The 13,572-nt window shown below is 32.7% G+C and carries 13 protein-coding genes; 7 read left to right on the top strand and 6 right to left on the bottom strand.

What is annotated here, in order from left to right; genetic code table 11:
- The first annotated feature begins 194 nt into the window (after positions 1–194).
- The 3 genes from EAG08_RS20620 (at position 195) to EAG08_RS20610 (ending at position 3,531) form a co-directional block, all read left to right on the top strand.
- Complete coding sequence (locus EAG08_RS20620; RefSeq protein WP_129537088.1) at positions 195–854, top strand: YggS family pyridoxal phosphate-dependent enzyme; 660 nt, start codon at positions 195–197, stop codon at positions 852–854.
- Positions 855–910: 56 nt separating this feature from the next.
- Entirely contained in the window at positions 911–2,095 is a 1,185-nt protein-coding gene (locus EAG08_RS20615) for a sigma-54-dependent transcriptional regulator (RefSeq protein ID WP_129537087.1), read from the top strand.
- Positions 2,096–2,166: 71 nt separating this feature from the next.
- Positions 2,167–3,531, top strand: a complete 1,365-nt coding sequence (locus tag EAG08_RS20610) for an MATE family efflux transporter (protein WP_129537086.1) — start codon at positions 2,167–2,169, stop codon at positions 3,529–3,531.
- 37 nt (positions 3,532–3,568) lie between these two features.
- Here the strand turns inward: EAG08_RS20610 and EAG08_RS20605 are convergent, their stop codons facing one another.
- Positions 3,569–4,324, bottom strand: a complete 756-nt coding sequence (locus tag EAG08_RS20605) for a hypothetical protein (RefSeq protein ID WP_129537085.1) — start codon at positions 4,322–4,324, stop codon at positions 3,569–3,571.
- 253 nt (positions 4,325–4,577) lie between these two features.
- Here EAG08_RS20605 and EAG08_RS20600 point away from each other — a divergent pair, with 253 nt between their 5' ends.
- From EAG08_RS20600 to EAG08_RS20590, 3 genes are all read left to right on the top strand, one after another.
- Positions 4,578–5,000, top strand: a complete 423-nt coding sequence (locus EAG08_RS20600) for a GNAT family N-acetyltransferase (protein WP_317126287.1) — start codon at positions 4,578–4,580, stop codon at positions 4,998–5,000.
- 96 nt (positions 5,001–5,096) lie between these two features.
- Positions 5,097–5,618: a GNAT family N-acetyltransferase gene (locus tag EAG08_RS20595; RefSeq protein ID WP_129537084.1), complete on the top strand. Its 522-nt coding sequence runs from the start codon at positions 5,097–5,099 to the stop codon at positions 5,616–5,618.
- 66 nt (positions 5,619–5,684) lie between these two features.
- On the top strand, positions 5,685–6,509 hold the full coding sequence (locus EAG08_RS20590) for a GLPGLI family protein (protein ID WP_129537083.1): 825 nt from the start codon (positions 5,685–5,687) through the stop codon (positions 6,507–6,509).
- 327 nt (positions 6,510–6,836) lie between these two features.
- Here the strand turns inward: EAG08_RS20590 and EAG08_RS20585 are convergent, their stop codons facing one another.
- On the bottom strand, positions 6,837–8,039 hold the full coding sequence (locus EAG08_RS20585) for a hypothetical protein (RefSeq protein ID WP_129537082.1): 1,203 nt from the start codon (positions 8,037–8,039) through the stop codon (positions 6,837–6,839).
- A 563-nt stretch (positions 8,040–8,602) separates the two neighbouring features.
- Positions 8,603–8,938: a hypothetical protein gene (locus tag EAG08_RS20575; RefSeq protein ID WP_129537081.1), complete on the bottom strand. Its 336-nt coding sequence runs from the start codon at positions 8,936–8,938 to the stop codon at positions 8,603–8,605.
- 98 nt (positions 8,939–9,036) lie between these two features.
- Here EAG08_RS20575 and EAG08_RS20570 point away from each other — a divergent pair, with 98 nt between their 5' ends.
- A complete protein-coding gene (locus tag EAG08_RS20570) occupies positions 9,037–9,744 on the top strand; it encodes an HAD family hydrolase (RefSeq protein WP_129537080.1) in 708 nt (235 codons plus the stop codon).
- A 107-nt stretch (positions 9,745–9,851) separates the two neighbouring features.
- Here EAG08_RS20570 and EAG08_RS20565 read toward each other — a convergent pair whose 3' ends face one another.
- The 3 genes from EAG08_RS20565 to EAG08_RS20555 form a co-directional block, all read right to left on the bottom strand.
- The gene (locus EAG08_RS20565; RefSeq protein WP_129537079.1) at positions 9,852–10,424 is read right to left on the bottom strand and encodes a Crp/Fnr family transcriptional regulator; all 573 of its coding nucleotides are present in this window, start codon (positions 10,422–10,424) and stop codon (positions 9,852–9,854) included.
- Positions 10,425–10,553: 129 nt separating this feature from the next.
- A complete protein-coding gene (locus EAG08_RS20560; protein WP_129537078.1) occupies positions 10,554–10,988 on the bottom strand; it encodes a hypothetical protein in 435 nt (144 codons plus the stop codon).
- Positions 10,989–11,048: 60 nt separating this feature from the next.
- On the bottom strand, positions 11,049–13,451 hold the full coding sequence (locus EAG08_RS20555; RefSeq protein ID WP_129537077.1) for an alpha/beta hydrolase family protein: 2,403 nt from the start codon (positions 13,449–13,451) through the stop codon (positions 11,049–11,051).
- Between the last annotated feature and the right edge of the window lie 121 nt (positions 13,452–13,572).

Genomic DNA, 13,572 nt, shown 5'->3' with positions numbered 1-13,572 from the left:
TTCACAATTAATGAAGATATTCAAAAGTACCCAATGCAAATCGTAAAGAGGTTTTTACATTTTGTGAAATTTTGTTTTACAATAATTCCTTTTGAAAAGTTTGTTTGCGGTAAAAACCTTCTAAACAGATTCACTCCTCAATAAAATTCATAATTTGATAGTTTTTCTTTTCTAAATTTCAGAAATTTGCAATTATGAGCATTAAAGAAAATTACAATAATATAAAAGATCAACTTTCTTCACATGTTGAATTAGTTGCGGTTTCGAAAACACACCCCGTTTCAGCGATTCAGGAAGTTTATGATTTAGGGCAAAAAGTTTTTGGTGAAAATAAAGTACAAGAATTGGTTGAGAAATATCCTCAACTTCCACAAGACATTCAATGGCATTTGATTGGACACCTTCAGACCAATAAAGTAAAATACATTGCAGAATTCATTGATACGATCCAAAGTATTGATTCTGAAAAGCTTTTAAATGAAATCAATAAAGAAGCAGGAAAGCACAACCGAAAAATCAAGGTTTTACTTCAAGTGAAAATTGCTGAGGAAGAAACTAAATTCGGTTTAGAAATAGAGGAAGCTGAAAATTTATTTAAAAAATTCATTGATGGTGAATTTCCAAATGTTGAAATCACAGGATTGATGGGAATGGCCACTTTTACAGAAGATGAAAATCAGGTGAGGAAAGAATTTGAAAAATTAAAGAGCCTTTTTGATAATTTAAATACAATCAGACCATTACAAACACTTTCTATGGGAATGAGTGACGACTTCCCTATCGCAATTGAGTGCGGAGCAAATTCTGTACGTGTAGGTTCTGCAATTTTTGGAAGAAGAGATTACTCAATATAACCTTTTGGGAATGATTTTTGTTAATACTCAACCAAAAAATACCTAAATTTGCGACTATGCAAAAAATCCTTATTGTAGAAGACGAAAAAGCAATCTCCGGAGTACTTCACAGTATTCTTTCGGATGAACTTCCCGATTATGAATTTGTAATTGCTGAAGATGGCCTTGAAGGCTATAAATATGTTGAGAAAGAAGACTTTGCCTTAGTCATTTCGGATATTAAAATGCCTAAAATGTCGGGTACTGAATTTTTGAAACAAAGTTTGGTTTTGAAGCCTGAATCAACATTTATCATGATTTCCGGCCATGCCGATATCGATTCTGCGGTAGCTTGCTTAAAGGATGGAGCTTACGATTTTATCTCAAAACCAATCGACATCAACCGATTGATTACAAGTGTGAAAAACGCTTTAGTAAAAGAAACTTTAAAGAAAGAAAATAAAAATCTTCAGACTGAAAACAAAACTCTGAAAAGAAAAGTCAACAAGAAATACCAAATGATTGGTGAATCTGCTCCGTTGAAAAAAATTCAGGAGATGATTGAAAAAGTGGCGGTTTCTGATGCAAGAGTTTTAATTACAGGCCCAAACGGTGCAGGTAAAGAATTGGTGGCTCACGCTATTCATAATTTAAGTGAAAGAGCAAGAGGTCCGATGGTAGAAGTAAACTGTGCTGCGATTCCTTCTGAATTGATTGAATCTGAGCTTTTCGGACACGTAAAAGGTTCGTTTACAGGCGCCATCAAAGACAAACAAGGGAAATTTGAACAAGCTACTGGCGGTACTATTTTCTTAGACGAGATCGGAGATATGAGCTTAATTGCTCAGGCAAAGGTTTTAAGAGCATTGCAGGAAAGCAAAGTGTCTCCCGTAGGAAGTGACAAAGAAATAAAAGTTGACGTAAGAGTTCTTGCTGCAACCAACAAAAATATGGCTGTAGAAATCGAGGCTGGAAGATTCAGGGAAGATCTGTATCACAGACTTTCGGTTATTGAAATCTATGTTCCGCCTTTGGATGAGAGAAAAGAAGATATCAAATTGTTGGTTGACCACTTCTCTACGTTGATTTCTGATGAGCACGGTACAGCTTTGAAAAAATTTGATGACACTGCAATTGATGCTTTAAAAGCGCTATCATGGACAGGAAATATCAGAGAATTGAGAAATGTTGTAGAAAGATTAATTATTCTTGGTGGAGCGTCGGTTTCCGCAGAGGATGTTGCAAGTTTTGTAAGAAAATAATTTAATTATTAATTAAAATAAATTATAAAAATTTGCAGTAACTATACTGCAAATTTTTTTTGTAAAATGTTATGAGTTTTTTAAATAAAAATTACACGAAAGAAGCCCTTACATTGGCACTTCCGGTAATGCTTACTCAGGTTGGGCAGGTTTCTGTAAACCTATTCGATAATATTATAGTAGGTAGATTATTAGGTGCGGATGCTTTGGCGTCTGTTTCTTTGGGGAACGCAGTGTTTTTCTCAATGTTTGTTTTAGCATTGGGATTTTCGTTTGCTATTCCGCCATTGGTTTCTGAGGCGCATTCTCAGAACGATCATAAAACCATCAATTCGGTATTCAGTCATGGTTTCGTGATCAATATGACCGTTGGAGTTATTCTGATGCTGGTCTTGTTTTTAGGGTTACCGCTACTCTATCATTCCGGTCAGCCGGCGAAAATCATTCCTGATACAGCAGATTTTTTATGGATAATGGCGATTAATATTGTTCCGTTTATGGCATTTCAGACTTTAAGAGAAGTTTCTGAAGGATTATCATATACAATCGGAGTTACGAAAGCGACGATTATTGCGAATGTAATTAATATCGTTCTGAATTACGTGTTCATCAAAGGAATTTGGATTTTTCCTGAAATGGGTGTAAAAGGGTCAGCTTTAGCCAGTTTAATTGCTAGAATTTTCATGGTAGTTTTTCTTTATTTTGTTTTAATGAAAGAACCAAAAACCAGATTATATGTCAAACAGTTTTCATTAAAGATGCAGGTTTTTTCTAAGCAGATGTTTGAAAAAATGGTTAGACTAGGCTTCCCGACTGCACTACAAATGTTCTTTGAAGTGACAGCTTTCGCAGCAGCAGCTTTTATCTGTGGATTAATTTCAGCTCACGATATTGCATCGCATCAGATTGCATTGAGTATGGCTTCTTTTACTTTTAATTTATGCATAGGTTTCAGTGTGGCATCTACGGTAATGATTGGTAGGAAATTAGGCGAACAGAATTTTGTGGAATTAAGAAAAATAGGAATCAACAATCTGAAAATTGCCTTTCTTTTCATGTGTCTTTGTGGATTGTTTTTTGTTTTGGGAAGAAATATTTTACCTACATTTTTCACAAAACCTGAAGAAGTTGAAGTGATTATGTTGGCATCCAAACTCATGATTATTGCAGCATTATTCCAGCTTTCTGATGGAGTTCAGGTGACAGCTTTGGGAATGTTGAGAGGTTTGCAGGATGTGAAAATCCCGTCGATTATTACCTTCATTGCATATTGGCTGATTACAATTCCTTTAGGATATTTCCTTTGTGTAACCTTAAGAATGGGCGCCTTCGGAATGTGGATTGCCCTTGGATTGGGATTAACGATATCCGCATTTTTGCTGGTGAAACGTTTTCTGGATATGTCTGCACGAAGAATTAAAGCGAATAAATTATAAATTGAAAGCGGTCTAAAAAGACCGCTTTTTTATTGAATTATTCAGTAATAATTTTATTCAGAAGCAGTGATTCTTTAGCATCATTATCTTCATTTGCCGCAATTCTGGTTAAACAATCAGCCAGTTTTTTCATATCATGCTGAGCAATCGGACCTCCTTTTGAACATCCAATCGAAGTATATAACTGATTGGGCTCTCTTCCGAAAAGTCTGGGCAATTTTAATATTTCGCCATTTTCTACAATGGTGTATCTGTCATTTTTAATATTCATTTTATTGCGAAATACCGGACTTCTATTAAATGTATAAGCAGTTGCATTTTCCCTGTTTAAAGAAATGTGTGTAGCAATTCCGCCACCTAATGAATGCCCTGTCACAATGCATTCACTAAAATTATATTTAGCTTTGCTTTTATCATAAATTAATAATCCGTACTTATTTTGCTTTTGCCTGAATGGATTGTTACCTGTTTTAAAGTCTTTGAAAGAATCTGTACCTCTAAATACGAAAATATATTTTCCTATAAGTTTATCTTTATAAAGAGTAGCAAAAAAATCAATATCTTTATTTTCAAAGTCTTCTATTTTCTCAAAATGTTTCTCCAGATTAAATTGAAAGGGTTTGTTATATACATTTTTACTAAGTTGTGCATATTTCCAGGATTTTCCTGATAAGTTGCGAATTTCTTTACACCAACCGGAAGGATGATCACATTCTGTTAAATCCCTGCGGGATCTACAATTACAAAATATCACAGGAAGTGATAAAAAAAGAATGAATTTTAAGAGTCTCATAATTACAGTTTTTAGTTCTACATAAATGTACGAATATCTGTTTTTAATAAAAATCACCCTTTTGTATTATTTTTACATAAAAGAATTACCAAGTTTAAATTGAGATTGTGAAAATGCAAAGCACATTAGAAATTAGGATAGCATTCGGTTTCCTTGATGTGTCTGCAAGAAGAATTAAAGCAAATAATTTCTAAATAATGCAGTCTTTGGATCGTTTTATTTATTATATCTTTAAGTTTAAAAATAGATTATAATGAAGAAAATACTCGAGACCAACCGACTTTTACTCAGAGAATTTGATAGTAGTGATGCAGAAAGTTTTTATAAATTAAATTCAAATCCGAAGATTATAAAGCATACAGGAAATTCAGCATTCAAAGATATTGATGAAGCTAAAACATTCTTAGAAAACTATTCAGATTATCAAAGAAATGGTTTTGGAAGATGGACAGTTATTAATAAATCAACTCAAGAATTTCTTGGCTGGTGCGGATTAAAATATGATGAAAATTTAGATGAAACCGATATTGGCTTCCGATTTTTTGAACATTTTTGGAATCAAGGTTTTGCTACCGAAAGTGCAAAAGCCTGCATCGGTTATGGCTTAGAAAAATTAAATTTGAAAACAATTGTTGGAAGAGCGATGAAAGAAAACATGGCTTCCATTAAAGTTTAAAAAAAGATCGGATTTCAGTATGAAAGAGATTTTAATTTTGATGGCCAAGAAGGTGTCATTTATTCAATTGAAAATAAAAATTATTAGATAAAAACTATGCACGAGATTGTACTTAGACGAATTGGAACAGAAAACGTTGAACAACTTCAAAAAATTGCCAAACAAACTTTTTTCGACACGTTTTCGCCTCACAACACTGAGGAAAATATAGCTCAGTACATGGCTAAAGGTTTTACCATTGAAAAGCTAACTGCTGAACTTCAAAACGAAAATTCAGAATTTTTCTTTGTTTTATCGGATGAGGAAGTTATTGGTTATTTAAAGGTAAATTTTGGAGATGCCCAAACCGAATTACAGGATAAAAATTCGCTGGAAATTGAAAGAATCTATGTTTCAAAAGATTTTCATGGTAAAAAAGTGGGACAAATTTTATACGATAAAGCATTAGAAATAGCACAGAATAAAAATTTACAATATGTCTGGTTAGGCGTTTGGGAAGAAAACATCAGAGCCATTCAGTTTTATAAGAAAAACGGTTTCGTAGAATTTGATAAGCATATTTTTAAATTTGGAGATGAGGAGCAGACAGATTTGATGATGAAGAAGGAGTTGAAATAAAACAAAATATTACTCCCTTTAACGTGTGTAATTATTATATTTGCTGAAAAAATTTCACTTAATAAAATGCAAAAAGCACTTGTTTTCATTGGTATTTTCATGAGCCTTTTTTATTATTCTCAAACCAACAGATTTGTTTACGAACTGCAATACCGCAGAGATTCTACAGAAGATTATAGAAAAACATTAATGAATCTCGACATCACCGCAAAAACGGTTAAATTTTACGATAAGCAATTTGCTGATTACGATTCTATCAATAAAGAAGCTCAGACTACTGTCTCAAAGTTCAGTACTAAAACAGATCAGATTATCTCGAGAGAGATCAACTCTTTCAAAAATAATTGGTACAGAGATTTTTTTGAGTATTTCGTAGTGAAAACCAATGATGAAATGACTTGGAAACTGATGTCGGAAACGCAGAATTACAATGGATATCAACTGCAAAAGGCAACGACAGATTTTGGAGGAAGAATTTGGGTTGCCTGGTTTTCAAATGATGTTGATATCAAAGAAGGGCCTTACAAATTTCGTGGACTTCCCGGACTGATTTTTCTGTTGGAAGATTCTGAGAAAAACTTCATTTATCAACTTAAAAAAAATGTAAAGCTGCCACAAATGTATGATACAACTGATTTTATGGAAACTCATTTTGGAAAGCAGGCAATCCCAATAACCAACCAAAAATTCAATACCTATCTTGAAGATTTATATCTAAATCCTACCAGAATGATTTCTGAAAATATAAAAAACGGAGGTAAGGCCAACTTTAAAAATGAAAATATAGAATCCATAGAAGAGCTCAACAGTAAAAAAGGAATGCTTCAAAATGGAATCAAAGGCAGATATATTTTTATTGAAAAAGATAAGCAGCCTAATTTTAAAAAGTAACAAAAGTAAAAAGCAAAGTCATCAGGCTTTGCTTTTTTGTTAAAAGTAAGAGTTATTTAAAGAGTTGTGATGACTTTACAAAAAAAAATAATGAATACGCTTTCTAAAAATTTTATATAATCTATCAAAATGTTATCAATATATTGATAAAAATATTAAACTTGATATTGTTAATTCTTAAAAACACAATAATATGCCAGTACAGTAGCCCTTGGATTAGGCTTGACGATTTCCGCATTTATGTTGGTGAAGCGTTTTCTGGATATGTCCACCCGAAGAATTAAAGCGAATAAATTATAAACAAAGAGCGGTCTTTAAGATCGCTATTTATTTTTTTCTATAAAATTCAATTCCGTTCCTATATACAAATACACTTTTATTTTCTTTATTCAAGCATTTATAAATATAGGCTCTCCGTGCATCTGCGATTTGAATTTCTTTAATAAGTTCAGGTTTTATGAGATATTTAGCGGGAATATGAATTTTCCTAAGTGGAGTATCATCCCAAACTCCAAACATTTTATCTTTTACAATCATACTTCTATCAACAATATCATCGTAATCAAAAGGAATCATATTAAAAAGTTTAAGATTAAAATTATCTACTCCGTATTTATTTTTTTTACTGAAAACCAAATATGGCATTTCATAAGCAGCTGCAGAGGAATTAATATCGTTTGTAGTGTAATATTTTTGCTTTATAGCATCATATTCATATGGATAAGGGATATACTTATTGTCAGACTTATCAAACAATCCATAAATATTTCCTTTTTTAAAGGCATAGGCTTTATACTTCTCTTTTTCACCTGAGATATGATACTCAACAGTAAATATATCATCATATAGAAAGTCTATTTTTTCAGGTTTCAGAGTAGAGACAATTCCAAACTTATTACTGTTATTGTCTTTTACTATAGCAGGTAAATAATCTCTATAATAGTAAACATTGTTATAATTACTCAAATTATAAGATTTCTTATACAAAGCATCCATTTCCTTTCTTTCCAAAAGATTAGAATCTTTATTTTTGTTTATAATCCCGGGAAGTGGGGGTAAGTTTATGCTTTTTGTATATTTTTTTGTTTGGATTATTTTTTTATTATTATCTAATTGATAAGCATTAAAATCCCAAACATCAAGAGATTTTGAATAAGAAATAGAATCGTATTCCGTAGGAATAATGATTTCTCCATCATAAAACATTAATCCTTTTTTTTTGTTAACTACAATTAAGGTAAATAGTGAATTAGCATTCGGATAATTGTAAATATTGTCATATTTATAGGATGTAGGATCTCCTATCAGCTTCCATTCTCCCTTGTTAAAACTTGGTCTCTGAAAGCCTACTTTTCCATTTTTTTTGAAAAGTACTCTTTTTTCATTATGAGATTTTATTAGCTCGTAGTCTTTGAAATACCTGTTATTTCCAGCATCAATAAAATATATTTCATTATTTTTTCTGACATAATAAAATGAATTAGGTGGGATACTCCCATACTTGCGAGGTTGTATAGTAAAGTCTATCACTTCATCATATTGAGGTTTAACTTTAATATTTCCTAAAGTATCTGCTAATCCCCATTTATTTCCGACCAGATATGGAATAAGAAAAATATCTTTTTTAGCCTGTCCTTTACTGGTAAAAAAAGAATAAATACAAAAAAGTAGATTATGTTTTTCAAAATAAGTGAATATATTAAAGTTTAATTTTTTTTAGAGCTAATGAAAATAATTAATCAAATAATCACACACTCTTTCCTAAAATCACCAAAGCCCTCTCTGCTCCATCCAAAACTGCGACATCAGAAAATATTCCCCAATCTTCAAAGCTAAAATATCTGAATAGCTTTAAACTCGATTCGCTAAACCATTCAAATTTACTTTCAACGGAAACATTTTCCGTATCATGACCATTCTTGAAGGAATCGTTGAGTTATAGATGTCAACAATTTTCGGTAAATCTTCTCAGTGTGTGTTTCAAAATTTCATCTCTACCATTTATAATAGCATATTGCAAATATACAGGAAGATTATTTAAATGATAAGAGAATTATTCTTTAGAATTATTTTCATGATGTCCTTTCAAAGCCTTATTCAGACTTCTGACTGTAGTTCCCAAATAAGCTGCCATATCTTCTTTTGAAATCTTCATTTCTTTCGCCTTTAGTTCCAAAAGTATGTTCTGTTGCGTGAAGCTGCTGGTACGAGGATTCGTTTGAAGTATTGACAATACGTTCTGCAAAAACATCAAGCAATAATTGAGTTAAATTGATGTTGCTCTTGATCAATGACTGAAAGTACGGAATTGTCATTGAAAAAACAGTAACTTCTGTTATGGCCTCGATACTGCAAAGACAAGATTCAAAAGATTTCAGAACAACATTTTTTATTCTCCGGCTTGTATAATCTAAAAATTGAGGATTCATACGTAGCATATTTCGGTTGGGACAAATGTCCTTTTCTGTTTTGTTTTTTATAATGAATTTTGTTGGCAGAAAATTACAAAAACTCAAGTAAACAGAATATGAACAATGGTATAACGACAATTGCTTTTGATGCAGATGATACTTTATGGATCAATGAACCATATTTTCAGAAAGCTGAAAGAGAATTTTGTATTCTTCTTGAAAACTATCTTCCGCAACATTCTGTATCTCAGGAATTATTTAAAACCGAAATGCAGAATCTTCATCTTTATGGCTATGGTGTAAAAGGTTTTATACTTTGTATGATTGAAACGATCAGCAGAGTTTCCGAAAACACTGCTTCTCTTAAACTCATCAATAAAACTATTGAAATAGGAAAAGAACTTCTTCAAAAACCCATTGAGTTGTTGGATGGCGTTACCGAAACATTAGATCAATTAAAAGGAAGCTACAGGCTGGTAATAGCCACCAAAGGAGATTTGTTGGATCAGGAACGTAAACTTAAAAAATCAGGATTACAGGATTATTTTCATCATATTGAAATCATGAGTGATAAAAAAGAGTCTGATTATAGAAAATTGTTAAAACATCTCGACTGTCAGCCTGATAACTTTTTGATGCTTGGAAATTCCATAAAATCAGATATCTTACCTGTTTTGGAAATTGGTGGATTCGCTGCACATATTCCTTACCATATTACTTGGAGCCACGAACAGCATGAACATCATTTGGAACATGATCGTTTTATAGAATTGAAAAATATGAAGGAGGTAATTTCTTATTTAGACACTAAAAATATTTTTTAAATGAAAACCTCGCCCAGATTGAGCGAAGTTTTTTGTGTTTATTTCTTCAAACGTTTCTCAAATGATTTTGATGGAAATAAAGGTGCAATGTAATATTAGCAATTAAATCACATCATCTTTTCTTTAGAGTCTTTTAAAGCTTTGTTCAGACTTCGAACTGTAGTTCCCAAATAAGTTGCCATATCTTCTTTTGAAACTTTCATTTCTTTCGCTTTTAGTTCTAAAAGTTGAGACAAAGTATGTTCTGTTGCGTGAAGTTGCTGATAAGATGATCTGTTTGAAGTATTAACAATACGTTCAGCAAAAACATCAAGCAATAAATGATTTAAATTGATGTTGCTCTTGATCAGTGACTGAAAGTACGGAATTGTCATCGAAAATACTGTAACTTCTGTTATCGCTTCGATACTGCAAATACACGGAACATTCTTCATCACCTCTATTTCACCAATAATCTCTCCTTTTCCTAAGAATTCAACAATGTACTCGTGACCATTTTTTTCTGTGAAAAAACATTTTGTAATTCCGGTTCTGATGAGCATGATATTGGTTGAAATCTCATTTTGGGTCAGTATTTTTTCTCCTTTTTCAAAAGATTCTAAAATGATATTTCCTTTATTGTCCTGATTATTATATATTTTTTCTAAATAATCTAAAAATGGTTGGTTTGTTTTTAACATAACTTTTTTTGTAACAGAAATCCTTTTGGAATTTAATATTTAAACTAAATTTTTACAGCAGAAAATTACAAAAAATAACATGAACACAATGTGAATTATTCTATATTGAAATCCATAAAAAAATGGTTTTTAAGATTTATATTTTTTAAAACAAATTTCCAATTCCGGGTTATCTTTCCAACCTCCAGATTCAATCATTGAAATAATAATCATCTTTTTTAAATCCTCCAACTCTCTGGTTCTCCCTTTTATCACGGCATCTTCCCAAGGCCTTTTATCTTCAGGAATTACATATTCAATAATAAATTCATTATAATATTCTGATTGGTATCCAGCAATTAAGATATAAAACTTATCACTTTTATCATTATTAAACAGAAGTAAGTGAGTATGTGAAGTTAAGCCGTAAATGACAGTATTTTTAAAGCTTGTATTTAAAAATTTCAACACTTCCAACATTGGAGTTCCAACATCTTCAAATGTATCTTCAGATTTGGGAACAAATTCCCTGTAAAAATCTTCAAGTGTTTGTCTTTTTTGCTCTGAACGTCTTACTATTGGCATAATTTTCAATTTTAAAATACAAATAAAATAAAAACCCGCTCAAATGAACGGGTTTCATATTTATTTCTTCAGACATTTCTCCAGAAACTGATCCTGTTCCCAAAGAAGATGAAGAATGTTTTCTTTAGCTACATATCCGTGAGCTTCTTTTGGCAGAAGAACCATTTTTACGGGCGCACCAAGATTTTTCAAAGCCTGGAAATATCGTTCGGTCTGCAAAGTAAATGTCCCAGGATTGTTGTCAGCATCACCATGAATCAGCAACATCGGTGTCTTCATTTTGTCTGCATTCATAAACGGTGACATCGTGTTGTAAATTTCAGGGATATCCCAGTAATTTCTCTGTTCACTCTGGAAACCAAAAGGCGTCAGCGTTCTGTTGTAGGCTCCACTTCTGGCAATTCCGCAAGCGTAATCTTTAGAATGAGTCAAAAGATTGGCCGTCATAAATGCTCCGTAAGAATGTCCGCCAACTGCTACTTTATTTCTGTCGATGTAACCCAACTGATCTACAGCATCGATGGCTGCTTTTCCATTGGCCACCAATTGAGGTATGAAAGTATCATTAGGTTCTGTTTTTCCTTCTCCGATGATTGGGAAAGCAGCATCGTCAAGAACCGCATACCCTTTCGTCGTCCAGTATACAAACGAACCGTAGTATGGGAACGTAAAGTCATTCGGGTTTTGGGTATTTTGTCCTGCTGTGTTTTTGTCTTTATATTCTGTAGGATATGCCCAAATCAACAAAGGAAGTTTTTCTTTTTTAGCTTTTCTGTCGTAGTTTGCAGGTAAATAAAGTGTTCCCGTTAAAGTAACGCCGTCATTTCTTTTGTACGTAATCACTTCTTTATAAACATCTTTAATACTTTCAAAAGGATTGGCAAAATTAGTAACCGCTTCTGCTTTATTAGATTTAATATTTTTCTTAAAATAATTCGGATACTGACTTGCCGACTGCTGAATTGTCAACACCTCTCCTTTCGCAGGATTGATGATATCGATGATTTCTTCTTTTGCACCTTTAAGATTTGAAGTATAGAGTCTTTTCTTTTTCAAAGATTTCATATCCATCTCATCGATGAAAGGATGCTGTCCGTCTTTGGTGAATCCTGCTCCAATTAAATATGCCTTGTCACCTTTCATATCTAAAACATATCTTCCGAAATCATTTTTGGTGGTATTAAAACTTCCCGGATCGCTGTAGACATCCTGATAATTTCGGTCTTCAATGATCTGAGATTTTCCGTCATTTAAATCTACCAGATAAGACTTTGTGTTTCGGGTATCATACCAACCTTCAGAAACTACTGCGTAATGATTATTCGTCCAGCTGGTTCCTTCATATCTTTGCTTTGTTTTAAAGAAAGACTTTGGAATAGCAGTAAACGGAGCTTCCCATGTGAAAACTTCATCCCTGAAATCAACGGCTTTTGATTGATCTCCTCCATCCAAAGCTTCTGCAAAAACCAACGTTGCAGGCAGATCGGCTCTCCAGCTCATATCTCTTTTTCCAGTTCTTACAGAAGAAAAACCCTTAGGCATAATCTCATTCAACGGAACTTCATTAACAACTTTTACGACGTTTCCTTTGTTATCATAAACAGTTGTCGTCATTGGGAATCTGTTCAATGGAACGATGTACGAGAACGGCTTTTTGATAGTGGTCAGCATCAGATAATTTCCGTCTGGAGAATAGCTGATTCCACTGTATAAATCCTGATCTTTTATCTTTTTTAAATTTCCGTTTAAATCTACATTAAACAATTCTGATGCGGTAAGAATTTCAAAATTCTTTTCATCCTGCGGATTTTTAAGCAGATCCTGATACGTTCTGTTTTGAGAAACCTTTCCGTCAGCGGTCGAAACGATTGGTCCGGTTGGTAAATCCTTTGAAGAATCTGTGAGTTTCGGTCTGTTCTCAGGAAGAACTTTAATCAGAAAACTTTGAGAGTCTTTGATCCAACTGTACGGATTTCCTAAATTGGCATTCAGATTATCTTTTGTGATTTTTTTTGCCGTTGCCGTTTCTAAGTCAACAACCCAAAGTTCAACGCCTTTATCGGTAGTGTTTGTGAAAGCTAATTTTTTCTCGTCGGGCGAAAAAGAAGTATTGGTAATTTTAGGATTTGTTGGCAGACCTTTAACCTGAACTTCTGTTTTATCATTCATCTTTCTTACTTTCAAATTGTAAGAATAAGATGTAGAGCTCGAAATATTCGTTACAGGATTGATTCTCAAACCTCCCAGTTTCATTTCCTGCTGATTAAGATCATCCAAGGTCTTATAGGTCGGTCGGTATACAAAAACCACCCAGTCTTTTTTTGAATTAGTCAAAACACTTGGCGGTCTGTCGTAATCTGCAAGTTTAAGAATTTCTGCAGAAGGTTTCTGATAAGAAATGTTTTCCTGTGCATCATAGAGGTTGAGAAACGCCAGTAAACAGATGGTTAGTTTGATCTTCATAATCTTTTTTGATTTTTCACGAATTTAATGAAAAGTATTTAACCAAAAAAATTGTACGAAATTATCCTGAAAACTTAAATATTCAAATCAAAAGGTTTTTAGAAGCATATCAACCATAGTC

The sequence above is a fragment of the Chryseobacterium sp. 3008163 genome (genome assembly GCF_003669035.1).
In the GTDB taxonomy this organism is placed as follows: Bacteria; Bacteroidota; Bacteroidia; order Flavobacteriales; family Weeksellaceae; genus Chryseobacterium.
The sequence above is the reverse complement of the archived record's forward strand: the minus strand, read 5'-3'. Positions and strand labels throughout refer to the sequence as shown.